We start from the raw sequence: 26,144 nt of genomic DNA, 5'->3' as shown, positions 1-26,144 counted from the left end.
GAGACTATGGGCTGTGAGTAAAATGGAGAACGTCATGCTCTTGGGATAAAGCATGACGTTCGTGGTAAAGATGGGATTCGCTGGCATCTATTCCGCATCAAACGGAATGGCGTATTTCTCCAGTCGGCGGTAAAGAGCGCCGCGGCTTAAACCCAAGGCTTTAGCCACGCGGCTGATGTTGCCGCTGTAGTGCTCCAGCGTGCGGCGAATCATTTGAGCCTCTAGTTCATCGAGGGTGATGGTGCCTGGTTCGGGCAGCTCGCCGGGCTCAGGCTGCCGGGTGGGCACACGCTGAAACTGCGCCTGAAAGTCTTCGGGGCCCAGCTCATCTTTGCCGCTCACCAGCACGGCCCGCTCTACCAGGTTTTTCAACTCCCGAATATTGCCCGGCAACGGCTGCTCCTGCAGCCAGTGCTGGGCGCGGGTGCTCACCTTCAGGGCAGGGCGGTTGTAAGTGGCGCGCAGGCCATCTACAAAGTGCTGCACCAGCAGCGGAATATCCTGCGGACGCTCACGCAGAGCGGGCAGGCGCACGGTTATCAGGTTGATGCGGTAGAACAGATCCTCGCGGAAGCGGCCTTGTTGCACCATCTCGGCCAGGTTGCGGTTGGTGGCGCAAATCACCCGAATATCGAGGCGGCGGGGCTTGCTGTCGCCGAGCACCTCGTAGGTGCGGTCTTGCAGCACCCGCAGCAGCTTTACCTGGGAGCCCAGATCCAGCTCGCCAATCTCATCCAGAAAAATAGTACCACCATTGGCAAGCTCAAAGCGGCCTACGCGGTCGGTTTTAGCATCGGTAAAGGCGCCGCGCCGGTGCCCAAACATCTCGCTCTCAAACAAGGAGGCCGAAATACCGCCCAGGTTTACCTTCACAAATGGCTGTCGGTGGCGGTGGCTGTTCTGGTGCACCGCCTCGGCAATGAGCTCTTTGCCGGTGCCCGATTCACCCTCGATTAGCACGGAGGCATCGGTGGCGGCTACTTGGCCTACGTTGCGCAGCACCTGCAACAGACGCGCATCCTGGCCTACTATCCCCTTGAAGTTATACTGCTTGTCCAGCTGCCGGCGAGTGAGGGCACCCGCGTCTGTTTCTGGTTCTGCCTCGTGCAGGCTCAGAATTGTCCGGATAGTTTGCAGCAGGGAGTCGTTGTTCCAGGGCTTGGTCACGAACTCAGCGGCTCCGGCTTTCATGCCCTCCACGGCCAGTGCAATAGAGCCCCACCCAGTAATCAAAATCACGGGTACCTGCGGGGCCAGCTGTTTTACCTGGCCTAGCAGCCGTAACCCGTCAAGGCCACTGGTCTCGAGTGAGAAATTCATGTCCATCAGGATCAGGGAGGGCACTGTTTCTTGCACGTGGCGCAAGGCTTCTTCGGGCGTGGCCACCCCCTTGGTTACGTAGCCCGCCTGCTTTAGTAATAACCCTAGCGAAGTCCGGACGGCTAAGTCGTCGTCAATTATGAGAATCATACGTGGTTGCGAAGGACGGAAAAGCTACAGAGAAAATCGAGAGGTAGGAGTGCTTTTGCCGGCTGTGAGCAGCAGGCGTAAATGGCTTACCCCATCACCCGTAGCCCAGCCCGAAAGGCCGAGCTACGAGCCCTTCTACACTACTCCTCCCGCAACGACACTGCTGGGTGAATACCAGCCGCAATACGGCTGGGCTGCAGGGCGCAAATGGCCGTCAGCAAGTAGATAAGCACCGTTGCCAGCAGCATAGCCTGCACATACACCTGAGAAGCTAATCCAAACACCCCGAGTAGCGGAAACTGCACGGCCAGCAACAAGCCCCCAGCCACTCCCAGGGTGGTGACTACCAGCATTTCTCCCAAAAATTGCCGGCTGATGCCGTTACCAGTGGCGCCCAGGGCCCTGCGCAACCCAATTTCGGCTTTGCGCTGGTTGATGTTGTACCATAGTACACCAAACAGGCCTAGCGCCACATTGATGATTAAGAACAGGCCTACCAGCCCCAAGGCTACCAAGGGCGTGAGCATGAACTTCATCTTATCTTGGCGGTTTTCAGCGAGGGTGTTCACGTTGGCATCCCAGCCCTTGGTTACCCGCTTGATTTTGCGCACTAGCTGCTGCTCTAGCACGGCGCCACTCCCGGGCTGCACGCGCACCAGCAGTATTGGTTGCTCATGGTTGCCAATCTGCGCGGTATCCTGCACCACGCGCCGGTCGAAAATGGCGGGTTCGTTGGCCGCAAAGTCGTTGCCTGAGCGGTAGGCCTCTATCACGCCTACAATCTGCCACTCCTGGTCGTGCTTATCGTTGGTGAGCACCTTACCAACGGCAGACTCCTGCCCGAATACCTCCTCCGCAAACTTCTGGTTGACGACCACGGGCGGGCGGGTGGAAGCATCATCGCGGCGGTCAAACCACCGGCCGGCTACTACCTTCTGCCCCAGCACGCGCACCATGTCATCATCAACATCATAGCGCTCCGTCAGGGGGCCCTGCTTGTCTTTGTAGTGATACTGGTCGGTGTTCATGTTGCTGAACGAGAAGGGCGTGTTGGAGCTGGTCCAGGTGACGGCTGCCACACCGGGGGTGGCTTGCAGCTCCTGTACAAGCAGGCGCAAAGTGCCTTTGCGGTCGGTGGTATCCAAGCCGGGGTCCACATCAAACTCCCACACATTATCGGGCACAAACCCCAACGGCTGACGGTAGTTGTAGAAGTTGTTCACGAGCAGCACGCTCACAACAAACAGCACGAAGAACGACAGCAGAATTTCGGCCATGAGCAGAAAATTCGAGCGTTTGCGGTTCCAAATCAGGGTAAACAGGTGACGTATCATGATTTTTCAGCTTAATATTTCTGAGGTACCCCCACTCTATTTGGCTCCGCCTTTCAGAGCCTGCACGGGCAACAGCCGCGACATTTTAAAGGCTGGATATACCCCCGATAGTACACCGAAGAACAACGTCACGGCTAGGGCCCAGCTGAAAATCCGCCAGTTCAATTCAAAGTGGGCGTAGGCCATAATTTGCGCTCCGCCAATCAGCTGTAGTGCCACGTAGGCTAGTAGTAAGCCTAGTAAGCCACCAATACTGGTCAGAAAAATATTTTCTACCAGAAACTGTCCTATCAGGGTGCCGCTGGTGGCTCCGAAGGCCTTCCGGACGCCAATTTCTGAGGAGCGTTCCATGATGCGGCTCACGTTGATGTTCACCAGGTTTAGGGCCGGTAGCAGCATGAAGAGCAAGGCAATGCCCGAAAGAATTGTGTAGAGGAGAGCCGTACCGTCGGAGCTGTAATCAGTAAGGGGGCTCATCAGCTGCCGAGAATAGGAGGCCAGTAGTTGATCGGCATGCAGATCAAGGTGGTCCATTTCTTTGGGGTTGGGCAGCGGAACGCGCTTCACCATCTGATCAAACTCGGCTTGCACGGCTGCTTTATCGGCCGCAGACTTGGCCAGAATAATAGCGGAGTACTCACCATCAAGCCTAACCTGGTTTAGATTATTGGAGCTCGTGGAGATGGGCACCCACACATCGGCGTAGGAGGATATGCGCATTACCGGTACATCCTCTACCACGCCCATCACCCGGTAGGCGCTCTGGTTGATTTCAATGGTACGACCTACCACACCCGTAGCGGTACCAAAGTATTTGCGGGCGGTGGTCTGGTTGATAACTGCCACGTGAGCCGCCGACTTCATCTCTGACTCGCCGAAGGGCTTACCCTCTTTGAAATCGAAGTCCAGCACCTGCCAAAAAACATTGTCGGTATACTTGAGGTCCAGGTCAATGCGGTTGTTGCCTACGTAGCTGGGCGTAGAGTGAAACATAGAGTGCACGGCTACTTTTTCCGGCGTCTTGAGCGGGCGCACGTACCGGTCAAGCAAGTAATAGCTGGCGGGGGAGTTCTGGTTGCCCCCGTTCTTGTACTTGATGTGCAGGAAGTTCACGAACAGCATTCGGTTAAGCCGCGTTTCGGGGGCGTGGGCTCCTACCACGTGGTCAAACATGGCCACCACCACGAGCAGTACCATGAGCGTGAACGAGATGCCAAACAGGCTGATGAAGGTGAAGAACTTGCGGCGCAGCAAGACTTTCCAGGCAATTTTGAGGTAGCTAAGCAACATGAGCGTGGGCGTAGGAAGTAGAGAGAGAAGAATGAAGCGCGGCCACCTGCCGCTGCAGCACGGCCCGGGCCTTACTAAGCTGTGATTTGCTGGTGCCCTCCGAAATACCGAGCATCTCGGCCACTTCGGGGTGGGTATAGCCCTCCAGCGCACATAGGTTGAACACGGCCCGGTAGCCCGCGGGCAGTTCCTGCACTAGCCGCAACAAATCGGCGGCTTGCAGTTCCACCTCGGCGCTGGGCAGTTCAGTAGCCAAGTGGCCCGTATAGCAGTCTTCGATGCTCAGCGTCAGTGACTCGCGGCGGCGCAAGCAGTTTAGGGCTTCGCGCACCATAATACAGCGGACCCACCCTTCCAGGCTGCCCTTGCCCTCAAACTGGCCTAGGCACCGAAATACTTTCACGAAGCCCCGAGCCAAGGCATCCTCCGCATCAAACTGGTGGCGCAGGTAGCGCAAGCATAGGCCTAGCATTTTGGGGGCAAAACGACGGTATAGCTGTTCCTGAGCAGCTGCACTACCTTGGCGGCAAGCGGCTACTAACTCAGTATCGGGCAGGGAAAGGGTGAGCGTTTTCATAACTCAGAAGTGAAAACTGTCAACTACTGCTGGCTTCTGTGGATTAGCTTACTTGGCTGCCGTCGAAGAAGCGGATAAGACGTTGGGTTTTGTGGGCTTGCTGCTCGTCGTGGGTTACCATCACAATGGTGACGCCCTCCTGCTGGTTTAGGCCCAGCAACAGATCCATAATCTCCTCCCCCATCACAGAATCGAGGTTACCGGTGGGTTCGTCGGCCAGAATGATTTCGGGACGACCAGCCAGGGCTCTGGCAATGGCCACCCGCTGGCGCTGCCCACCCGAGAGCTGGCTGGGGAAGTGGTTGGTGCGGGCACTCAGACCCACCTTATCAAGGGCAGCATAAGCGCGCTCCCGCCGCTCCTTCCCGCCTACCCCGGCGCGGTAGAGCAGGGGCAGCTCCACGTTATCCAACACCGACAGATCGTTGATGAGGTGGTAGCTCTGGAAAACGAACCCGATTTTCTGGTTGCGTAGGTAGGCCAGTTCCTTGTCGGAGTACGACTGCACTGGGCGACCATCTAACTCGATTACGCCGCTGGTGGGCTCATCAAGCAGGCCAATAATGCTGAGCAGCGTAGACTTGCCGCAACCCGACGGCCCCATGATGGACACAAACTCGCCTTGGTTAATAGTGAGATTAACTCGGTTAAGCGCTACCGTCTCAATTGTTTTGGTCTGGTAGACCTTCTCAATGTCGCGGAGCTGGATGACGGGTTTAGTAGCAGTACTTGCGGCGCTACCAGTAGCTTGAGGCCGAGCGGCAGTTTGGGCGAGAATGTTTTCCATGGGATGGCGAAGTAGAAATGAGGAAGGCGTTCTAAGTAGATGTCCGGTTTTGGGCACTAGGCCACCCGGGGTGTAGTAGAATAGCCAAGCAGCGTGCCAAACCCACAATTATCTATAAATCATTTGTTTATGATAAATATTAAAACTATTGAATTATTAGAATATGTCCGATACCGAACAGAGTGTTCAGTAATGTTGAATGCACCAGACACTTTGTAGAATGCCCATATACAACACAGCGGCGTAGGGTTGCCCCCACGCCGCTGTGTGTACCGTGCTTGTAGTATGGCTACTGTGCCGCCAAAGGCAATTGGCGCTCAAAGTCATAGAGCGTAAGCGCCCGTAATCGGTAATGGGCCACCCAGGCCGCTCTAAGCGCCAGAATGTAGGCCCGCCGGGCCTGGTCCTTTTCATTAGAGGCAATAGTGAGGTCGGTGAGGCTGATGCGCCCCACTTTATAGGTGGCCTGAGCAATATCATAGCGCTGCTGAGCCAAAGAATCGGCGCGGGCGGCCAGGTCTAGTTGCTGGCTTAGCGTGCTCAGTTGAGCTGCTTGCACCTGCACATTCTGCTCAAACGTAGCTTCCTCCTGTGCAATATCGGTCTGCGCCTGTTGCCGGGTCAGTTCAGCAGTTTTCACAATAGAGCGTTGCTTGCCCCAGTCTACCAGCGGCAGTGAGAACGTAAGGCGTACCTGCTGCTGATTTTGCAGCGCAGCATAGGTATCCCACAGGTTACCAGCTTGGTTTACGTAGCCCAAGTTGGCAGAGAGAGAGGCTTGTAGGCCAGTAGTACCTCTGGCCAGAGCAACTTCCCGCTCGGCCTGCAGCAAACGCCGCTGGAAGGCCAGTACCACGCTCCTATTTTGCCGGGCCTGAGCCAGAGCCAATTCTGCTGGCACCACCAAGCGCGGAGCCGCTGCCGGAATCGTCAGGTATAGTTCGGCGGCCCGTAGGCCAGTGTAGCTCTGCAAGCTCACGGCTGCATTTTCTGCATCAAGCTGCCCTTGGGCCATAGCCTGCCGGGCATTGAGCAAGTTAAGCTCTAAGCGCAGTAAGTCGCTTTGCGAAAGGCGCCCTAGTTGGTAGCGCTCCTTCCCTATTCGTAGGAGCTCCTCGTTGGCTCGCACGTTTTGGCTGGCCACCTCGGCATTTACTTGCTGCTGCAACACGTCGAAATACAGTTCTGTGATGCGCTGGGCAATACCTTCGTGCTCCTCCACGTACTGGCGCTGACTTTCTTGATAGCGTAGTGGCTCAATTTGCCGGGCCCACTTCAGGCCGTTGAACATCCCAATGGGCTGCGTCACTCCTATGGCCACGGGCTGGTTGTTGTAGCGTTTCAGCCGCCCATTGAAATCATCAAAGCGTTGCACTTCAGAAGCCACGAATAACTGCCCACCAGTCAGGCCAATATTTTGCGTGACCGTCATGGCCAGGTTGGAGTTGTTGATGCGCACGGCCCGGAAATCGGTGGTACCATCAGGCTGCACAACGGGCGTGACGGCGCGGCTGAACCCAGGTAGCGTGCCCTGCAGACCCAGCTGCGGCTTGTAGTTGGCCTGGTATGTACGCCACTCCCAGTAGCTTTTGTCGCGGGTGGTTTGCGTTTGTTTTGCCACCGCCGACTGGCCTAGGGCCGAGTTGATCACCTGTTGCAGGGTTACGGTGTTAGAAGATTGAGCCGCGGCCGGGGTACCCGCCAGCAGCGCCAGTAAAGGTAGAATCCGTTTCATACAGCCGCTAGTCCTTAATAGTGAGTTCGGGCGTATCCAGGTAGTCTTTAGTGTCGGAGAGTATGATCTGCTCACCAGCGGCTAGGCCACTTGTTACCTGCACGTAGTCAAAATTGCTCTCCCCAAACTGCACCGTCCGGCGCACGGCTTTGCCGTCTTTCACTACAAACACTGGCTGCTCTTTACCGCCTTGGTAGAAGGGGCCGTTTTTCACGCGCACCACATTATGCAGCGCTTTCGTCACCACAAACACATCGGCCCGCAGGTTAGAGCGCAGCGCCGGATGGTTGTCCTGGGCCAGTGCCGCATAAAACGTGACTACGCCCTTCTCCACCGCCGGACTCACCGTACTAATAGTGCCGCGCAGGTCGGTGCCATTGATACGAACTATCACTGCGTCGCCGAGGTGCAGAGCGTCGGCATAGGAGTCGGCTATGGTAGCCCGCACCCGAAAATGACTGAGGTCGGCTACTCGGGCTAGGGCGTCGCCGGCCTGCACGGTGGTACCCAGGTCGTCTTTTACCCAGGTAAGCACGCCGGGCTGCTGGCTACTAATGTTGGCCTGGGCCAACTTGCCGGCCAGCTCCGCAATACTGCGGTCTTGAATTTGCATGGTGAAGCCTAGCTCCCGTACATCGGCAGCGTTGGCGGCCTGCTGGTTCCGGATTTGCTCACCTAGGCGCTGCAGCTCCAGCTGGGCCACTTTTAGGTTCAGCTCCGCCTGACGTACACTTTCTGAAGTGCCGCCTCCAATTTTGAGCATGTACTGCTCATCACGAAGCGCCGACTGCAGGCTACGCACTTTCACTTGCTGCACCTGCTCCTGGGAGCGGAGGTCATTAAGCGCCTTTTCCAGGGTGAGCTGGAGCTGGTTGTTCTTGTTGCGGTTTTGCTGCTGCTCATCCTGCAGCTTTGCCAGGGCGGTGGTAGTCAGCTCGCGGTCTAGCTCCAGAATAGTTTGCCCCGGTTGCACCTTGCTGCCTACGGGCACCATTACCCGCCTAATGGTGCTCTGAATGGGGCTGGTAATAACTGCCTCATGCGCCGGAATAATGACGCCAGCGGCCGTTAGCGCGGCCTCAACATCTCCGGTTTCGGTGGTAGCCAGCAGAATAGCGCTGCGGTCTAGGCTAGGCTTCAGAATACTGCGGAATGCAACCAGGCCTAACACTAGTAATGCTAAGATACCCGCCCCCGTTAACCAGCGCTGGCGCTGGCGACGCTGTTGGGTGGCGGCAGGAATGGATCTGTCCATTTTCGTACAGGAAGGAAAGGGGTTCCAGTACGATCAGCCAACGGTCATGCCACTTTTATAAATACTTTATTATCAGCAAGTTATTGTTTCTAATGTTTAGATAACCTCACCTGAATGTGTCCACTATTGGACACGCTGTTCGATATTATAAACTCAAAGGACTTAAAAAAAATAATGCCCCAATGAGTAATTGCTCATCGGGGCATTTAGAAACTGCGTGCGCCTATTTAGTAGCTTAGCGCTGATTACGAATGGTAAAGCTGTTGAAAGCCACCGTTGCCGAGTCGAGGCCTTGCGCTAACAGGCCTACCCGTACGCCACGGTCCCAGGGCGGCAGATATTCACCATTGAGGGCAAAACTATCAAGCACAATAGGCTGCCAGGAGTTGCCATCAAGGTTATAGGTGAAGCGGAAACGCTGTCCACCCCAGGCTTCAAGGCGCAGGTTTAGGGTCAGGCCGGCGGGCAAATCTAGCTTGGCCAGCGTCTGGTGCTGGCCGCCCTTCACGTGCCACACTTGTAAAGAATCAGCGCCAGCCACCAGAGCCAGCGCATTATCAGGGTCGCCAATGGCGCAGAGGCCCGCAAACGTATCAGCCTCCAACGACGAAACAGCCAGCGAGGTAGTAGCTTTGTAAGTAGCCGTGAACGTGCGCTGAGCTACAATGGCGCCAATGCCCAGCGGATTTGCCGTCAGCAGCAGTTGCCCATCACTGACTCCTACCTCAGGCTGCTTTCCGATAGGCCACTGCCAGCTGCCGGCCAAGGCGTTGCCAGCAAAGTTTTCGGTAATGTTAAGCACGCTCACATCCTTGAGGGGCGCCGCTTGTGGGCTGTTGCCCTCAAACTCAGGCCAGCCTTCCTCATTAAACGTGAACTCGCTGAGAATACCCTGGCGCCCCACAAACTCGTGGCTCTGGTTGTAGTACGCATGATGCAGCAAAAACCAGCGGCCCTCATACTGCGCCACGGTGCCGTGACCGGGGCATTTCCAGGTGGCGTTTTTCTTGAGAATGGGGTTCTGCGGGCACTTCTCCCAGGGGCCAAGCAGGCTCTTGGCACGTGCTACGCCAGTGGCATAGGTGCAGCACTTACCGCAACAGCCATTGCCAGCATAAAACATGTAGAAGTACTCTTGGTGCCGAATGATGGCTGAGCCTTCTACCAGGCAACCTTCCCAAGTGGTAGGGTCGTTGCGGAAAAGCTCTACCTTCTTGCCCACCAGAGCAGTATGCGTGGCATTTACACGCTGGGCAAAAATGGGCGTAGGCTTTCTGAATGCGTTGCCGTCTTCCTTCCAAACAAGGTAGAGCTTACCATGCTCATCGCGCATCGGGAAACCATCAATGGAGCCGTTGCGCTGAGCCACTAAAAACCCGTGGTCAGTGTAAGGACCGGCAGGATTGTCGGCGCTGGCTACGCCAATAGCCAAACGGCCCTTTTTGCCCTTTTGGCGGGCCGTGTAATACACGTACGTTTTACCGTTCTCGTGGAATATCTCCGGAGCCCAGAAGTTGGAACCCGCCCACTCCGGCACAGAGTCGGTGGTAGGGAAAACGTGGCTCACCAGCTCCCAATCAACCAGGTTGGTAGACTTGAACAGCGGGAACACGGGCCCCCATTCTGCTGAGGTAGCGCTGGCCCAGTAGGTATCGCCGATTTGAGCGATGGTTGGGTCGGGGAAGTCGCCGGGCAGGACAACGTTAGCGTAAGAGGTAAGAGGCTGCGAAGTTACCGGCGGCGCCACGTGCACGGCCGTATTAGTAGCTTCAGATGCAGCAGCACAAGGAGTGCTGAGGGTAGAGGCCTCCTGGAAGGCCTTAGTTTCTACTGTGAAAGACACAACAGAGGAAATTGAGAGAACAGGTAGAGCAAAACGTCCTAAACAGAAGCCGACTTTCCAGAAGGAAAATCAACTCCTTCGCCAAGGCCACAACAGGCAGTGGGGCCTTAGAAATGGGGAGCTAACCCGACTACCGCAGTCGAGCTACGAGAAGAAACCAACAATTGCAATATTTCTACATTGACCACCGCACCCGTCTGCACAGTGCCCTTACCGCTTGAGGACCGCCTGCCAAGCGAATTCCTATCCCAAAGGTGTAATTAATTTGAATTAAATCCTTTGATGCAGGTATCAGAGACTACCCAACACCAATTCGATGAAGCATATTCCGGGCCATTCATGTAGCTTGACAGAATGATTATACCTATAATTAATTATAATTTTTCCTATAACAGAACTCGATTTTTAATTTTTCCATTGCTCAGCTATACTATTCAAATCTCGGCGGTTTCAGGCGTGGCTGTTAGTAGGTTAAATAAAAAAATAGGGAGGGAAACATTTTTTTCTGAAACCCCTCAAAAAAGCCCCTTCAGCTAGCTTATGAGGCTCGGCTCAGTGAAGTTTTTAGCACTTGCAGTACCAGCCAGGCAACGCTTGTGAGAACAGCAGCATCTGAATTTTAGAAAAGAGCAGATCCATTCCCGGTCCCAGACTTACTGGCTCCACTTACCGCATCCCTCACTATCTATTTCGCTTATGTATAGCGGCGGTTCAAAACCACTGAGTGAAAATAAATTTTAAAGGTACCTTGCGTTACATAGTACCTTATCCTATATTTGTCACAGTGATTGAATGAACTCTGTCGTCGGCCCTACCGGCCCCACCCGACGCACGCTTACCTACCGGTACCAAACGGGCACCGGAGCTACTCTGGTCCCGCGTGGCACAGGTCACGGAGCCCAGAGGGCACGGCTAAGCTTGGGCCCCTACTAGGCCTTCTCTCTACTTTCTAGCAACGAGCATCCGGCGGAACCGCGGCCACCGGACACAGCTCCTCTTTGCCCGAAACTTCCACTATTCCTCCTTCGTGATGACTTCTTATCTGCCTTCTGACCAGATCCTTAAAGGTCTGGGGTTCCTCGCTATGCTCTTTCCGCTGGCCGCCGCCGCTCAGCAACAACCCACTGGCTCGCTGCACGGCAGCCTGCTCGACCAGGCCAACAATCAGCCCGTTCCCTTTGCTAACGTAGTGGTACTGCGGGCCCAGGATTCTACGTTTGTAGCAGGGGCTGAGTCTGCCGAAAACGGCACATTCTCTCTGGAAAAGCTAGGTCTGGGGTCTTATATAGTGAAGGCCTCAGCGGTGGGCTACCAAGGGCTGCGCCGCGCAGTTTCGCTAACTACAGCCGCCCCTAACCTGCGAATGGGCACACTGAAGCTGGTTCCCACGGCTACCCAACTAGCAGGGGTAACGGTGCAAGGTGAGCGCGCTACCGTGCAGGAAAGCCTCGATAAGAAAGTAATCAACGTTGAAAAAGACCTTAGCAGCGTAGGTGGCACGGCCGTGAACGTGCTGCAGAATGTGCCCTCCGTAACGGTAGCCGCCGATGGTACCGTGAGCATGCGCGGCAGCTCAAACATTACCATTCTGATTGATGGTAAGCCCAGCAACTCCGCCAACAGCGGCGCCGGTGGCAACCGCTTGGAGCAGATTCCGGCCAGCGCCATTGAACGCGTGGAAGTGGTAACTAACCCCTCAGCCCGATATGACGCGGCGGGCGCGGGTGGGGTGCTCAACATCATCCTTAAGAAGCAGAAGAAAGATGGATGGAACGGGCAGGCCATGCTAAATGTGGGTACCCGCAACAAGTACAACCCCAGCCTGAGTCTGAACCGCCGCATGGGCAAGCTTAACCTATTTGGCTCTGCTGATTTGCGCGATGATACCTACCACATCCGCATGTGGAGCGACCAATATGCGCTACTGGAAGGCCAGCAGCTGCGCACGTACCAGCAGGGCACCAATGTGCGCCACACCAAAAACTCCAGTGGCCGCGTGGGTTTCGATTACACCTTGTCCGCCAACCAGACTATCACCGTAACGGTGGAGCCTAATATCAACCGCTCGAATAACACCGGCGTGCAGCTGGCCACCCTGAGTGGGGCCACTAATGCACGTATCGGGAGCAACTTTGGAGTTTCAGAGAAGGTTGATAACATTGAAAGCTCTGTGGACTACCGCCGGACCTGGGAAGCACACAAGGGCCGTGAGCTAACCGCCAATGTATACCACACCTACCTGAACGCCAATGTGGTGGTAGCTCAGCGCAACACGGAGGGCAGCCCCGATCTGCAGGAATGGCGCCAAGACCTACAGGTTGATCTGGATGCAGTGGGTGGCCAGCTAGATTACGCGCATCCACTAGGCGAAAAAGCCCGCTTTGATGTTGGTCTCAAAGGCCAATGGCAGAAAAATAACGGCACCGACGACTTCCTGCGCCAAAACACCGATAATGCTGGCTTTTACCGCCTCCCCGACCGCTCTTATGCCTATGACTTCAAGGAATACACCCAGGCTGGCTATGCTACGTTTCAGCGGGAAACCGGCAACTGGACCATGCAAGGTGGCCTACGCGCTGAGTACACCAATACCAGCGGCCAGGTAGTTGGCGGAAATGGCCCCTTCAAGCTGGAATATCTGAACCTGTTCCCCTCGGCTACGGTAGCCCGGAAGCTCTCCAGCGCCGACCAGCGCGTGCAGGTCAGCTACTCCCGGCGCCTCAACCGCCCCGGCTTTATGCAGCTGCTGGCCTTCCCACTGTACCAAGATCAGCGCTTCTACCGCATCGGAGACCCTACGCTACGGCCCGAGTACATCAATGCCTTTGAGCTAGGCCACCAGGTAACCATGGGGCAGGCTTCTCTCACCTCCACCCTGTTTTATCGCCAGACCAACAATGCCATTCAGCGCCTGCTGCGGGTAGATACCACTGCTACCCGCCTCTACGGAGCTGGCGCGGTGGTTACCGCTCAGTACAGCGACAATTTTGGGCAGGCCACCACGTACGGGGCTGAAGTATCCTTGAACCAGCCACTTGCTAAATGGTGGCGCCTAACGGCTAGTGGCTCGCTGTTTCAGAACACCGTAACGGCCGCCACGGGCAATGAGGCCAACCGCCGGGTAGTATCGGGCACAGCCCGCCTGATGAACTCCTTCACTCCCACGCCCAAGCTTGATATTCAGCTAACGGGCAGCTACCGCGCTGCTGCCGTTACGGCCCAAGGCCGTATTGCACCGGTAGGCTCCATGGATATAGCGTTGCGCCAGCGCCTGTTCAACGACCGTGGCGCGGTTACCCTGCGCGTTTCTGATGTCTTTAACACCCAGCGCAACCTCACCGAATCATTCACGGAGAACTTCCGCGCCACTTACTACAACAAGTGGGAGTCGCGGGTGGCCTACCTGGGTTTCTCCTGGTACATGGGTTCAAACAAGCCCCCGAAAAAGATTGAAGGCCAACCCCAGGGTGGCGGCGGGGGCTTTGGTGGCTAAGCGAGGCTAGGCCACTCCAAAAATAAATTTTCACACGGCTGTAACTTTTCACAAAAAACGCGGTGTCCACAGCAGAAGCCGCCCTTTAGAGTATCAGCTACCACCCGGTTCGCCACTCTTTATTCACTAGCAAAAATATTTTCTATCGCTCAAGCATCCCTTTCCCTGCGGCTCACATCTACTAGATAGCTGCAGTTCTTCCGGCAGATAGGTAGCTACTTCTGCTGTTGTTTACCGCTCCTGTTTTGGCCCGCGGAGACTTCTCTTCCCAGAGCGGTCATGGCCACCCGCCCGCCAAACGTGCTCTGCCGCACCAGGTAGAGTTGCCCCGAGTAACTAGCATTTGTACTAGCCATTGTGCTGAAGCTGGTAGCTCCTCCCCCTTATAGTTCTTCTGTTTTTTCGGTTTGCCTGCGGGTGCGGGCAGGTCGGCGGGTACTTCCTTGTCTGTTAATTTCTCCAAAAACCATGAAAACTTCCCTGATTTCCCGTCTGAGTGTATTAGGCCTGGCCCTTGTTTGTTCCACCACGGTGGCTCTCGCCGATCCAATAGTATACAGCGAAGCCCCTGTGGTGGCCAAAACCGGCTACTGGACCATCGTTACCGACACGCAGGTGCGGGACTGCTCCACCGTGCGCTTCTACAACGACCAGCACGAACTGCTATATGAAGAGAAACTGGCTGGTGTTTACCTTGACCCCAGCAAGAGCGTAGCGGCTCACCGGCGCATTTCTAAAATGCTGGGCACGGCCCTGCAGCAAGTACAGCGCATGCAAACCAACTGCGTAGTTTCTACCAACATGGTTGCCCTGAACCGCCACACGCAGCGCCTGTACGCGGTACGCTAAAAACCAGCCGGCGTGGCTAGGCCAGTCGCGCGGGGTGTTATCGGCCATCTACTCTATCATTAGTTTATATTATAAGGCCTGCCAGCTTAGTACAGCTGGTCCGCCGGTTACTGAGTGTCCTAGCTAAGGCCTTGTTACCTGGTCTCCGCTCCTGCCGCGGGGCCTCGCCCCACCTGGCACGTGGCTCGCCACGGCCCCTCTGGGCTCGACTCCTTTCACTTGTTGGCTATCCCTGGGCATGTCCCAGACCTTACTGCGGCTGCCTGTTGTGCGCCGGGGATGGCCGTGCCTTTGTCTTTCAATTCCTTCTTCAGTCATGAAAACTTCCTTTGCCTCCTGCGCTCTTGCTGTTTTTTCGTTCTGCGTTGCCCTGGGCACCCTGCCGGCCCAAGCCCAGTCGGGGCAGCGTGGTTCACTGAGCGGACGCCTCTTCGATGGCCAAACCCAGGAGCCTATTCCGCACGCCAACGTAATACTGCTGCGAGCTTCCGACAACCAGTTTGTAAAGTCAGTGGAGACGGATGCCAAGGGCCATTTTACGGCTGGCAACCTGCCCCTGGGCCAGTACAAGTTCAAAACCACTGTGCTAGGGTATCAGGAGGCAAACCCGAAGGTGTCTTTGCATGCCCGCCAAACTCACCTGGCTCTTGGCTCCGTGGTGCTAGTGCCCCTTCGTACGCCACGTGCTTCGCAAGCCAGCAAGCTTGCCTGGGCCCGCCGGACCAGTCCGGTAGTCGCGCTGGAGCCCCTGCGCCCCGCCGTGCGCGTTCGGTCGTAGCGGATCCGCGCCGCAGAGCCGTGCGCCTGGCCTATTGATTTTTGCGTGGTGCCTACGCGCCTATTCTTTCGCCCGCCGGGCGGCTCAGTGCAGCCGCCCGGCGGGCGAGTGGTTTTTTAGTGGAGCAGTGAGGAAGTTTTTCAGACAAGGCCTACCCCGTGGCAGGCTTTGTTGTTTTTGGGCTTTGTGATAGGCATAGAAGGAGATGTCAGAACGGCCCGTATCTTGAGGACCTATGAAGAAACTATTCTATATGGTGGGCTGCTGGCTAGTGCTCAGCAGCTCCTCTGCTTTAGCGCAAGGCGAGCAACCCAGAGTTATCGTGGTAAGGACGGTGGAGTCAGTCAACAAGTTCTATATCTACACCTCCCGTGGTGAAGAGAAGGCCGCACGGCAAGAGTTCAAGTTCAAATTCGGCGATACGTATGAGCAAGCAACACCCCAGTATCAAAAGATCATCGCCACCTACATTGAGCAGGGCTACGTGCTGCAAAGCTCGACGGCGTTGGATAAAACGAATCCGAATAATATGTTCATCTTCATTAAGGCCCCAAAACTCTAGGCCTTCCGAAACAGCTGTTCTATATAATGGGCTAGCTGGGGCCTGTCATGCGGCGTATACAGGAGTATCTTGCCCAATCAAGGTACTCCTCTGATGGCGTCCCCTTCTCTCCGCCGAATTGGCCTTAGATGTATGCAGGCTCTGCTCGCGCTTATTGCATTTCTACTCACGGGCACCCTTGTGCCCGTAAACCACAGCTTCCGTCAATCACCTGATGGTATTCCTATTTATGTAGTGTCAAACGGATTTCATACTGATGTTGTGCTGCCCCTACACGAGGTCCAAACTAATACTAACTGGCTACAGGAGCTGCACCAACCCACCCTCACAGCCCAGTTTGCGCGTTACCAGTACGTAGCTTTTGGTTGGGGCAATGAACGATTTTATCTGGAGTCGAGGGGGGATAATTTTCCGGGCCCGAAAGCCATTCTAGGAGCCGTGTTTCCGTCGAGCACCCTCATGCACGTTGATTTCTACCGGAGCGCTCCAAAGGCCAGTGCACGGGTGGTGCCCTTGCGCATTTCTGAGGCGCAGTACCTTCGCTTAGCGGCCTACGTGCGTAGCTCCTTCAGCCCCCTGATAGCCTGGGCCAGTACCAGTTACGTGTTCCGACCGGGTATACCCCCGAAGATTTTTTCTTTCGCGCTCAAGGACATTATTCGGCATGGCGCACGTGTAACGACTGGACCAACCAAGCCCTGAAAAAGACCGGCATCAGGGCCGCGCTAAAAGCTCCGCTGGCCGCCTCGGTCCTATTTCAGGCCCGGCGAGCAGAACCTGATTTGGAGAAGAATTCTCCTTAGTCAGCTATTTTCAGTGTTATTTACTATTTATACTTATTTCGTTTACACAACCTTGGCTCTGTTTATGCGCTATTAGAAAAGTCTAAGAAGCTTTTCAATTTACAGTTCGGGTGATGTTGGATGTATACCGGGAAGTACTGCCGAATGGATTCCTTTTGATTTTGTCTCCTGAGGCGTCTCCCACAGATGAAATAAAGCTCAGTCGAGCCCTGCACCGGGCTACTCGGAGCGATAAGCAGGCAATCCTGATTGATTTTGGATTGGTTGACCATATCTCTGAAGAGGCTATTGAGTTGCTCCTGGCCTACGCCTACATGTTGCACTCGCAAGAACGCCGCCTGATCTTATGTCATGTGCCTCAGCCAGTTCAGCATAATTTCATCTTCCTCGATGCCGCATCTCAACCGTTGTTGGTGCCGTCTTTGCTGGATGCTATTCATGAAATAGAGCTTGACCTAGGTAAGAACCTGATTCGTAACCCTGATCAGTCCAATCAGTTACAGTAGCAGGCAAAACGCCGGATTCCCGTCGGTTAAGCGTACCTTCGCGGCCGTATTTCCGCACCCCTCCTGACTGTCTGATGAGCGCACAGAAGCCTAGCATCCCCCGTGGCACCCGCGACTTTGGCCCGGCCGTAGTGGCCCGCCGCAACTATATATTTGGCATTATCCGCCGCACCTTCGAGAAATTTGGGTACGCCCCCCTCGAAACGCCTACCCTGGAGAACCTCTCGGTGCTTACCGGCAAGTACGGCGAAGAAGGCGACCAGCTCTTGTTTAAAGTGCTGAACTCCGGCGACTTTGCCAAGGAGGTAACCTCTGAGGACCTGGCGGCCGAGAACCGCAGCAAGCGCATTCTGCCTAAAGTAGCCGAAAAGGGCTTGCGGTATGACCTCACCGTGCCCTTTGCGCGTTACGTGGTAATGAACCGTAACACGCTGGTTTTCCCTTTCAAGCGTTACCAGATACAGCCCGTGTGGCGTGCCGACCGCCCCCAGCGCGGCCGCTACCGCGAGTTTTACCAGTGCGACGCCGACGTGGTAGGTACCGACTCGCTGCTGTGCGAGGCAGAAATTGTGCTCATGATGTCGGAGGTACTCACGCAGTTGGGCCTCACGGAGCACACCATCAAAATCAACCACCGCCGCGTGTTGGGGGCCTTTTACCAGGCATTGGGTGGCGAGGGTACCGAGGTAGACCTGTTTACAGCCATTGACAAGCTCGATAAGATAGGGCGTGAGGGCGTAGAAAAGGAACTGGTGGGGCGGGGCTTCTCTGCTGATGCTACTGAGCGCCTCTTTGACCTGCTGAGCGTGGGCGGCGACTTTGCCGAGAAGCTGGAGCGCCTGCTGGCCGCCTTCGTGACGGCCGGCGTAGAGCCCGATAATGCCGAGGGCTACAAGGGCCTGCAAGACCTGAAGCGGGTGTATGATTACCTCGTAAGCTTTGGGTTTGATAAGTTTGAGAACCTGGAGTTTGACGTGACGCTGGCCCGTGGCCTGAGCTACTACACGGGGTGCATCTTCGAAATCAAGATCAACAACGTGAACATGGGTAGCGTGAGTGGCGGGGGCCGCTACGACAACCTCACCGGTGCCTTTGGGCTGCCAGGGGTCTCGGGCGTGGGCTTTTCCTTCGGTGTTGACCGGCTCTACGACTGCCTGGATGAACTGAACCTGTTCCCGCCCGATGCGGCCACTACCACGCGCTGCCTAGTAGCCAACTTTGATGCGGAAAGCGAGGCGGCGGTGCTACCCGTGCTGCGCCAGTTGCGGGAGGCCGGCATCCCGAGTGAGCTGTTCCCGGAGGCGGGTAAGCTGAAAAAGCAATTTCAATACGCTGATCAAAAGGGCATTCCGTACGTGCTGCTGCAGGGTTCAGAGGAAAGGGCCGCCGGCCAGTTCAAGCTCAAGAACCTGGGCACCGGCACAGAACGCGCCCTTTCGCTGGCGGAGGTGCTGACCGAGTTGGTTAAGTAGTCTGCTCCAATAATCTGTTTTGAACGTCATGCTGCGCTAGCCGTGGCATGACGTTCTATTTTTTGGTTCCGCCGGAAACACTCACTTTTGGGAGTTCCTGCGGCTCCACCCGCCGCGCCTCATACGTTTCCCCCTCATGGCTCAGGATTTCGCTCTCACCCCCACCACCCATCTTGATCTGGCTACGCTAGGCCACCTGCTGAGCACTAACGCCCGCGTGGTGTTGAGCGAGGAAGCCAGCCAGCGTATCGAGGACTGCCACCGCTACCTGCACAACCGCCTGGAAGCTACCCCCGATGCGCCCATTTACGGCATCAACACGGGGTTTGGCGCTTTGTGCAACACGGCTATTGCCCCTGAGCAGCGCCAGCAGCTGCAGGTAAACCTGATGATGTCGCACGCCTGCGGAACCGGGGAGGAAGTGCCAGCAGAACTGGTGCGCCTGATGCTGCTACTCAAAGCCCAGAGCCTAAGCTACGGCCACAGCGGCGTACAACTCAGTACCGTGCAGCGTCTGCTTGACTTTTATAACCGCGAAATGCTGCCGATAGTGTATCAGCAGGGTTCCCTGGGGGCCAGCGGCGACCTGGCCCCCTTGGCTCATTTATGCCTGCCGCTGCTAGGCTTAGGGGAAGTGAACTACATGGGCTACCGACTGTCAGCGGCTGACGCGCAAAGCCTCTTCAGTTGGCAGCCCCTTACCCTCAAGGCCAAAGAAGGACTGGCCTTGCTGAACGGTACACAGTTTATGCTGGCCTATGGGGTACACACGCTATTGCGGGCACGGCGCCTGGCAGCAGCTGCCGATGTTATCGGAGCCCTGTCTCTGGAGGCGTTTGGGGGGCGCAGCGAGCCGTTTGATGAGCGCCTGCACCGCATCAGGCCTCACGCCGGGCAGCTTACGGTAGCCCAGCGGGTGCGTGAGCTCCTGGTGAGTAGCGAGCTGCAGCTGCAACCGCGTTTGGCCGTGCAAGACCCCTACTCCTTCCGGTGCATGCCCCAAGTGCACGGTGCCTCCCGTGATGCCCTGGCCTACGTGCAACAAGTAGTGGAAACGGAGTGCAACGCAGTAACCGACAACCCCAACATTTTCCCCGATGACGATGCCATTCTCAGTGGCGGCAATTTTCATGGGCAGCCGCTGGCATTGGCGCTGGATATGCTGGCTATGGCCGTAGCGGAGCTGGGCAGCATATCGGAGCGCCGTACGTATCAGCTTATTAGTGGCCAGCGGGGCCTGCCGCCCTTTTTGGTGGCTGAGCCTGGGCTAAACTCGGGCCTGATGATTCCGCAGTACACGGCGGCCGGTATTGTGAGCCAGAACAAACAACTGTGCACCCCATCGTCAGTTGACAGCATTGTGAGCAGCAACGGCCAGGAAGACCACGTGAGCATGGGCGCCAACGCTGCCACCAAGGCCCGCCGCGTAGTCGAGAACGTAGAGCAGGTGCTGGGCATCGAGCTTTTCACGGCCACCCAGGCGCTGGCCTTCCGCCACCCGGGCCGCACCTCAGCGGCGCTGGAGGAAGTAGTAGCTGCTTTCCGCGAGAAAGTGCCCTTTGTGAGCCAAGACCGCATCCTGTATCCTGACTTGCACGCGGCGGCGGCCTTCGTGCGGGCTTATGCGTGGCAGTAAGCCGCGCGTAATCTGATACTTGCTGCTATTTTTAAGCACTAGGCAAGCATAACTGCCTACTTCAACCGTTAAGGCATGATGAAAAGGATAGTACCGGCCCTGCTTTTCCTGTTTACCCTTTCCCTGCTCCCCACTACCCTCGTGTGGGCGCAATGCACCCCAACGGTTCCCGTAGGCCCCGAATTCAACTTTCAGTTTGTAGATGCCCTCACCAAGCAACCCATTACGGGCCGCTTTTTGTGCTTAGGGCGCAAAGTGCGCATTGTAGACCGTAGCGTACCGAAACCCGCTAACCGGCGAAACTTCTATAAAATTGCCAACCCCTCTGCTGCCTGTAGCTTCGCGGAGGGCGATACCTCCGTTTTCTTCACTCCGGAACGGGAAGGCCCGTTGGTAGTTTCTATTAATGTGAATGCTAATGCCGGCTCCGGAAGCTCATCGGGGGCTTTGGTGGTACCTCCGGCCTTTGAAGTTAAGGCCTCTCCCCCGCCTACCTTCACGCTCCAGGCCTGCGGTCCCGGCACCGTGCAGGTAACCGTAACGGACCGCACCTATGACAGCTATACCGTTCAAGTAGGCTCCGGGCCGGCTGTAGCCGTTCGCTCTGGTACGCAAACCACCTTTCCGGTTACTGGCGTAACAACGGTGACCGTGGCGGGGAGCTATGTATCGGCTGAGTTATGCACCAACTCGGCCCAGCAGTCGTTTACGCCGCTGCCAGCCCCGCAGCAGCCAGTCATGCAGCGGCTGGCGGTGAGTGGGTCCAACACGTTGCAGTTTCAGTTTGCGGCCCTGCAGCCGGCTTACACCTATAGCCTGCAGGTAGCCGATGGCGCCGCCCCCACCGGCTACCGCACTGTGGCTACGGTTCCGGCAGCTGCTACCAGCTACACCCTGGCCGCTACCACCCCCACCGGCTGCTACCGCTTGCTCCTGACCGATGCCTGCCAGCCATCTACCACAGCTCTTAGCTCTACCAATATCTGCGCCGTGGCGTTGACAGCCACCTCGCTGGATGGGCGAAACCGCCTCACGTGGGCCACCAGCCAGCCGGGTAGCTTTGTGCTTACCCGCAACGGCCAAACCCTGCGCACCCTACCCGCCGGCACTACTCAGTACGAAGACCCCGACGTAACGTGCGGAGAGGCCTACACCTACCAGCTTACGGCGGTATCTGGTTCCGTAGCCTCCGTTTCTAATGAGGCCACCGTCACCACCGTTTCTACCCTGGCACCTCCTGCCCCGCGCCTCAGTGCGTCATTTAACCTGCGTAATCAGGTAGAGTTAACGGCTGTAGTACCGGGCACGCCTACCGGGGGGCAGCTCACCTACCTGCGTAACGGCTCAGAGCTGCGCACCACCCCAAACCGCACCCTCCGCGACTCTATCAATACCCTTACTGGTTCGCTGTGCTATTCGGCGCTGTTCCAGAATGCCTGCGGCAACCGCTCAAGTAGCAGCCCCACCACCTGCCCGGTTTTGCTTACTGCCAGCAGTGCAAACCAGGAGGGTACGCTAGTTAGTTTAACTTGGACGGCTTTTCAGGGACCTGATCCGGCGGTGCCGGTCAGCTACCGGGTAGTCGGCCTCGGGGCCGATGGTGCCGCTTTGGGCACCATTGCTGCGGGCACTAGCTTAGCCATTTCGGATCTTGCTCCCTTAATTAGCCAGCAGAACCAGCAGGTACTTCGCTACCGCATTGAGGTAACGGGAGGTGGCCTAGCAAGCCCCAGCTACTCAAACATTGCTACCGTAGCACGCGCCCTCAAGCTTTTTGTGCCCACTGCCTTCACTCCCAACGGCGACGGCCTGAATGATGTGCTGGAGCTCAAAGGTAGTTACCTTGATAATTTCCGGTTTGTGGTGATTGACCGCAACGGACAAGAAGTATTCAAGGCTACCACCCGCAACCAAACCTGGGACGGCCGGATTGGCACCGCCGCGCCGGTACCCGGCGCTTACGTGTGGCGCTTTGAGGCCAACGACCAAGCCAACCAGCATGTGGTGCGACAGGGCACTGTTACCATTTTGCGTTAAGCACTTACCAGACCTGCGCAGGCAGTTCCCAAGCTCTTATTAATTACCGGCGAACTGACCAGGAAATTCACCCAAAATCAATAACCCCCTAGTGGCAGTAAATTCTGCTAGCGGTGTGCTCAGGTAGCTGCAGCGCACACTTTGCCGCACAGTCGTTATGAGTACTGAGCCCGTCAGGCAAGACGCCTGATGACTGTTTCGTGCTTCTCAGGACACCGTTACTCTCCCACTAACACGGGCCTCAGTTTCTGACTCTGAGCTGCGCTAGCCTTCCACGTAGTTATGTTCACTCCCTTAAGGAGTAACCACAGGCACAAGCACAACTCCCCGAGGAACGGCACCAGCAATAGTGCTGGTAGCAGCATCTCCGCCAAGGCCGGGGCAAACAGTGCGGCCAGGCAACTCGCCACATAGCTGCCCCCCGCAGCTTGCATCCCCACGCCCAGGACTTTGGGCAAGTAGCCTGAGTGGAAAATCAGGTAGCCATTTACCAGGCAGGTGAGGCCGAAAAACAGTAAGGCGACATTAAACGCCACACCGTGCGCATGCAATAGCAGGTGCGCCAACATAGCCACCTGCTGCGGACCCAGGGTGTGCATATACTGTGTGTTTTCCAGCGTTGGCAGCACGAGGAGCATAAACACTTTGCTCACTGATTCTACCGACAGCGACACCAGGTTTAGCACTAAGGCCAGCAGGGCGAGGCGGTGATGAACGGGCCGAAGGAGTACATACTCAATCCATTGCAGGGGCACGGCACACAAGACGAGCAGCACATTAAGCAGTACGGCGCATTGCCACAGCCCTGGGGCCGCCAGGATGTTGCGCGCCGTAGCCGCGGCATCGCCCGATACCACCAACTGGCTCATTACAAACCCTTCTGAGAAAGCTCCACATACGATGATGGCTAAATACAAGGCCCCACCCAGACGGGCAAGTGTCTGTGGCGTGGTGTTTGGGAAGAGAGGAGTCATGGAGAGTGAACTAGGGTTAAGCACGAGCCTCTACTGCTTCCTGTGCAGTATAGCGCGCAACGGACAACTGCTGCCGTTGCACGGGAAGGTGAATAAGTGAGGGGAGCACAGCCAGCAGATGCTGCCAGGACCGAGACAGTTGCCTGACTAAAGCAGAATGCACCTACTTAGTCGCGGCAGCGGCATAGGAAGTAAGTATATGGCAACCTACCGCTGATGTGCTTGCACTAAACCTCGCTTCTCTGAAAAACAAAGACCTTGCTCCTTTAGTGGAAAGTACTCATCAGATGCCTCCAAAGGCGTCTTTATCCGGCACGGGCGGCAGAATAGCCGCCAAGTGCTGAGGCTTCCGGCCCTACACTTGGCGAGGCGGGGTAGCATCTATCAAGGCCAACTGCCCGCTTGGTATGCTGAACCTGCTAGAACTTACCACGTAGGCCACAGTGGGCATGGGCATACCGGCGGCCAGCAGGGTTAAGCGGTAGTCTTCCAGCGAAATGGGCACGTAGGTAATGGGCTAGCCAACAACTACCGTCAGCTCGACGGTCAGTTCAGGGGAACTATAGGCCCGCGGCCGGTGAGAGCGAACGTCTAGTTCAGGAGCGCGGTGGGGTAAGCCCCACCCGGCCTAGTGCGTCGGCCAGGTTTTCCCAGGCCGTTAGGCTGGCGGTGGCACCCTCGCCGGGGTAGGGCTACTGCCCGGTCACTTCGAAGGCGCTGGCACGCCGCTCTACCATTACGTAATGCGTATGCTTTACGTAAATTGCGCCACTGGCTTTTTCCTTGAGGAGCCGGTGGCACAGACTTATTGTGGATATATCCTAGAGCCTGGTGAGATGCTCCTCCCGGGCTCAACAGAGGCGAAGTCCTGTAGCAAGCTGTAGCAAAACAATTTTAAAAACCCTTCCATTTAGCTGGAAACAACGATTCTAAAAGATGTTTGATGTAATGGGGATGATGGGCAAAATGAAAGAGCTTCAGGACAAGATGAAGCAGGCCCAAGATGAACTGCAACACATTACCGCCACCGCCGAGTCGGGGGGCGGCTTGGTGAAGGCCACTGCTAACGGCCAGCGCCGCCTGCTAAAGCTGGAAATCGACGAATCCCTGCTCCAACCCCAAGACCGTGACATGCTTGCCGACCTAGTGGTAGCGGCCGTGAACAAGGTGATGGAAGAAGCCGGCGAAAAGGCCAAGGAAGAAATGAAGAGCAAGACGTCGGGCCTCATCCCCAATATTCCCGGCCTCGACCTCGGTGGCTTTGGCCTCTAACAGTGGCCTAGCTCCCAGCCCCTGCGCCGATGTAGCGGTGGTAATACTCAACTGGAACGGCCAGGATTTCCTGCGCCGCTTCCTGCCATCGGTGCTGGCCTACTCCGATGGGGCCACCGTTTTTGTGGCCGATAACGCCTCTACTGATGACTCGGTAGCCATGCTTGAGCAGGAGTTTCCGCAGGTGCGGGTAATTAGGCTGGCGCACAATCTAGGCTTCTGCAAAGGGTATAATGCGGCCCTTGATGATGTACGATGGACCGGACCACTGACAAATGCGCCCAAAAACCCGCGGCCACAGGCAGCGCGTGGCCAAGACTGGACTGACACGTTTGGATTCCGGTACTACGTGCTGCTTAACTCTGATGTGGAGGTAACACCCAGTTGGCTGCGCCCCCAGCGAGAATTGCTGGAGCAACGCCCCCAAATAGCTGCCTGTCAACCCAAAATCAGGCAGTATAGCCGCAATGAGACCGAGCGGCAGCTTCTGGAATACGCCGGTGCCGGCGGCGGCTACCTCGACCGCCTGGGTTATCCCTTCTGCCGCGGCCGCCTCTTTGACACCCTCGAGACCGACCAAGGCCAGTACAACGATGCTAGGCCAGTAGCGTGGGCCACCGGCGCCTGCATGCTCGTGCGGGCTACTGCCTGGCACCAACTAGGTGGCCTAGAGCCCAGGTTTTTTGCGCACATGGAAGAAATTGACCTCTGCTGGCGCCTGCAAAACGCTGGCTTTGAGGTGTGGTACCAGGGCGTCAGTATGGTGTACCATGTGGGGGGCGGCACCTTGCATAAATCAAACCCACGTAAAACCTTCCTGAACTTCCGCAACGGGTTAGCCCTGGTGTACATGAACACCCATGGCAGTGAGCTACTTGGTACCGTAACCACCCGCCTGCTGCTTGACTGGGTAGCTGCCCTGCGCCTGCTCACCCAAGGCAACACTCCCGAGTTTCGAGCTATTTTGCGGGCGCACTGGCAATTCTGGCGGCAACTGGCCTACTGGCGCCAACGGCGACAGAAATTTCCGCCGCTACGGCGTACCGCCGAGCGGGCAGGCCTGTACCGAGGTAGTTTGGTTTGGGCCTACTTTGGCAAAGGCAAGAAGCATTTCTCAGAATTAGAGCCTGACTTGCTTACCTAGTAGCCTGGCAAAAGCCCTTATATAAAAGCCCGCGCTGCAGAAGGCAACGCGGGCTTTTCAAAAATTTTGTAACTCGAAGCTGAAACGATTACAAATCCCAAACTGTGCTGCGCTGCCGCCGCATAGCCCGCCGAACGTTCATCCAGAAGGCCAAAGCAAAATACAGCACAATAGGCGAGCCGAAAGTAAAGAAAGAGGCATACACGAAGGATAGCCGCACACTGCTGGAGGAGAAGCCTAACCGGTTGCCCAGGGCGTTGCAGACGCCAAAGCTCTGCTTTTCTATAAAGTCGGTTAGTCGTTTCATATGTACTGAAGTAGAAGCTG

22 protein-coding genes and 1 pseudogene are annotated in these 26,144 nt (G+C 56.4%); 12 read left to right on the top strand and 11 right to left on the bottom strand.

Annotated features, from left to right (window positions below; all coding sequences use genetic code 11):
- Window positions 1-87 precede the first annotated feature (87 nt).
- The 8 genes from HMJ29_RS15680 to HMJ29_RS15645 form a co-directional block, all read right to left on the bottom strand.
- Complete coding sequence (locus tag HMJ29_RS15680; protein WP_171592372.1) at window positions 88-1,470, bottom strand: sigma-54-dependent transcriptional regulator; 1,383 nt, start codon at window positions 1,468-1,470, stop codon at window positions 88-90.
- 140 nt (window positions 1,471-1,610) lie between these two features.
- Complete coding sequence (locus HMJ29_RS15675; RefSeq protein WP_171592371.1) at window positions 1,611-2,804, bottom strand: ABC transporter permease; 1,194 nt, start codon at window positions 2,802-2,804, stop codon at window positions 1,611-1,613.
- A 36-nt stretch (window positions 2,805-2,840) separates the two neighbouring features.
- Window positions 2,841-4,094: an ABC transporter permease gene (locus HMJ29_RS15670; protein WP_171592370.1), complete on the bottom strand. Its 1,254-nt coding sequence runs from the start codon at window positions 4,092-4,094 to the stop codon at window positions 2,841-2,843.
- Window positions 4,084-4,671, bottom strand: coding sequence for an RNA polymerase sigma factor (locus HMJ29_RS15665; RefSeq protein ID WP_244679165.1), 588 nt, complete (start codon window positions 4,669-4,671; stop codon window positions 4,084-4,086). Before HMJ29_RS15665 ends, HMJ29_RS15670 begins: the two co-directional genes overlap by 11 nt.
- A gap of 43 nt (window positions 4,672-4,714) precedes the next feature.
- Window positions 4,715-5,458 carry an ABC transporter ATP-binding protein gene (locus HMJ29_RS15660; protein ID WP_171592369.1) on the bottom strand — a complete coding sequence of 248 codons (744 nt, stop codon included), beginning with the start codon at window positions 5,456-5,458 and terminating at the stop codon, window positions 4,715-4,717.
- A gap of 289 nt (window positions 5,459-5,747) precedes the next feature.
- Window positions 5,748-7,193 (bottom strand): TolC family protein, encoded by a 1,446-nt coding sequence (locus HMJ29_RS15655; protein WP_171592368.1) that lies wholly within the window; start codon window positions 7,191-7,193, stop codon window positions 5,748-5,750.
- Between the two features lie 7 nt (window positions 7,194-7,200).
- On the bottom strand, window positions 7,201-8,448 hold the full coding sequence (locus HMJ29_RS15650) for an efflux RND transporter periplasmic adaptor subunit (protein ID WP_171592367.1): 1,248 nt from the start codon (window positions 8,446-8,448) through the stop codon (window positions 7,201-7,203).
- 235 nt (window positions 8,449-8,683) lie between these two features.
- The gene (locus tag HMJ29_RS15645; RefSeq protein ID WP_244679168.1) at window positions 8,684-10,291 is read right to left on the bottom strand and encodes a family 43 glycosylhydrolase; all 1,608 of its coding nucleotides are present in this window, start codon (window positions 10,289-10,291) and stop codon (window positions 8,684-8,686) included.
- Window positions 10,292-11,321: 1,030 nt separating this feature from the next.
- Here HMJ29_RS15645 and HMJ29_RS15640 point away from each other — a divergent pair.
- The 10 genes and pseudogenes from HMJ29_RS15640 (at window position 11,322) to HMJ29_RS15600 (ending at window position 22,427) form a co-directional block, all read left to right on the top strand.
- Window positions 11,322-13,784, top strand: coding sequence for a TonB-dependent receptor (locus HMJ29_RS15640; protein ID WP_171592366.1), 2,463 nt, complete (start codon window positions 11,322-11,324; stop codon window positions 13,782-13,784).
- 468 nt (window positions 13,785-14,252) lie between these two features.
- Entirely contained in the window at window positions 14,253-14,633 is a 381-nt protein-coding gene (locus HMJ29_RS15635; protein ID WP_171592365.1) for a hypothetical protein, read from the top strand.
- A gap of 316 nt (window positions 14,634-14,949) precedes the next feature.
- Window positions 14,950-15,411, top strand: a complete 462-nt coding sequence (locus tag HMJ29_RS15630) for a carboxypeptidase-like regulatory domain-containing protein (protein WP_171592364.1) — start codon at window positions 14,950-14,952, stop codon at window positions 15,409-15,411.
- Window positions 15,412-15,646: 235 nt separating this feature from the next.
- Window positions 15,647-15,973, top strand: coding sequence for a hypothetical protein (locus tag HMJ29_RS15625; RefSeq protein ID WP_171592363.1), 327 nt, complete (start codon window positions 15,647-15,649; stop codon window positions 15,971-15,973).
- Between the two features lie 93 nt (window positions 15,974-16,066).
- A pseudogene (locus tag HMJ29_RS15620) lies at window positions 16,067-16,486 on the top strand (DUF2459 domain-containing protein); the annotation flags it as partial.
- Window positions 16,487-16,557: 71 nt separating this feature from the next.
- Window positions 16,558-16,776 carry a DUF2459 domain-containing protein gene (locus tag HMJ29_RS20715; protein WP_366671526.1) on the top strand — a complete coding sequence of 73 codons (219 nt, stop codon included), beginning with the start codon at window positions 16,558-16,560 and terminating at the stop codon, window positions 16,774-16,776.
- A 113-nt stretch (window positions 16,777-16,889) separates the two neighbouring features.
- Entirely contained in the window at window positions 16,890-17,282 is a 393-nt protein-coding gene (locus HMJ29_RS15615) for an STAS domain-containing protein (RefSeq protein WP_171592361.1), read from the top strand.
- Window positions 17,283-17,356: 74 nt separating this feature from the next.
- The gene (gene hisS, locus HMJ29_RS15610; RefSeq protein WP_171592360.1) at window positions 17,357-18,754 is read left to right on the top strand and encodes a histidine--tRNA ligase; all 1,398 of its coding nucleotides are present in this window, start codon (window positions 17,357-17,359) and stop codon (window positions 18,752-18,754) included.
- Between the two features lie 136 nt (window positions 18,755-18,890).
- Window positions 18,891-20,390 (top strand): histidine ammonia-lyase, encoded by a 1,500-nt coding sequence (gene hutH, locus HMJ29_RS15605; protein ID WP_171592359.1) that lies wholly within the window; start codon window positions 18,891-18,893, stop codon window positions 20,388-20,390.
- 75 nt (window positions 20,391-20,465) lie between these two features.
- Window positions 20,466-22,427, top strand: coding sequence for a T9SS type B sorting domain-containing protein (locus HMJ29_RS15600; protein WP_171592358.1), 1,962 nt, complete (start codon window positions 20,466-20,468; stop codon window positions 22,425-22,427).
- Between the two features lie 218 nt (window positions 22,428-22,645).
- Here HMJ29_RS15600 and HMJ29_RS15595 read toward each other — a convergent pair whose 3' ends face one another.
- Complete coding sequence (locus tag HMJ29_RS15595; protein WP_171592357.1) at window positions 22,646-23,401, bottom strand: DUF4386 domain-containing protein; 756 nt, start codon at window positions 23,399-23,401, stop codon at window positions 22,646-22,648.
- Between the two features lie 355 nt (window positions 23,402-23,756).
- Window positions 23,757-23,906 (bottom strand): hypothetical protein, encoded by a 150-nt coding sequence (locus HMJ29_RS15590; protein WP_171592356.1) that lies wholly within the window; start codon window positions 23,904-23,906, stop codon window positions 23,757-23,759.
- Window positions 23,907-24,337: 431 nt separating this feature from the next.
- Between HMJ29_RS15590 and HMJ29_RS15585 the strand changes: the two genes are divergently transcribed.
- Both HMJ29_RS15585 and HMJ29_RS15580 read left to right on the top strand, forming a co-directional pair.
- Complete coding sequence (locus tag HMJ29_RS15585; RefSeq protein WP_171592355.1) at window positions 24,338-24,673, top strand: YbaB/EbfC family nucleoid-associated protein; 336 nt, start codon at window positions 24,338-24,340, stop codon at window positions 24,671-24,673.
- Window positions 24,663-25,817 carry a glycosyltransferase family 2 protein gene (locus HMJ29_RS15580; RefSeq protein WP_244679171.1) on the top strand — a complete coding sequence of 385 codons (1,155 nt, stop codon included), beginning with the start codon at window positions 24,663-24,665 and terminating at the stop codon, window positions 25,815-25,817. Before HMJ29_RS15585 ends, HMJ29_RS15580 begins: the two co-directional genes overlap by 11 nt.
- 88 nt (window positions 25,818-25,905) lie before the next feature.
- On the opposite strand, the gene HMJ29_RS15575 is transcribed toward HMJ29_RS15580, so the two are convergent.
- A complete protein-coding gene (locus HMJ29_RS15575) occupies window positions 25,906-26,124 on the bottom strand; it encodes a PspC domain-containing protein (protein ID WP_171592354.1) in 219 nt (72 codons plus the stop codon).
- Window positions 26,125-26,144 lie beyond the last annotated feature (20 nt).

The sequence above is a fragment of the Hymenobacter taeanensis genome (genome assembly GCF_013137895.1).
Classification (GTDB): domain Bacteria; phylum Bacteroidota; class Bacteroidia; order Cytophagales; family Hymenobacteraceae; genus Hymenobacter; species Hymenobacter taeanensis.
This window is presented reverse-complemented; position numbering and strand designations above follow the sequence as displayed.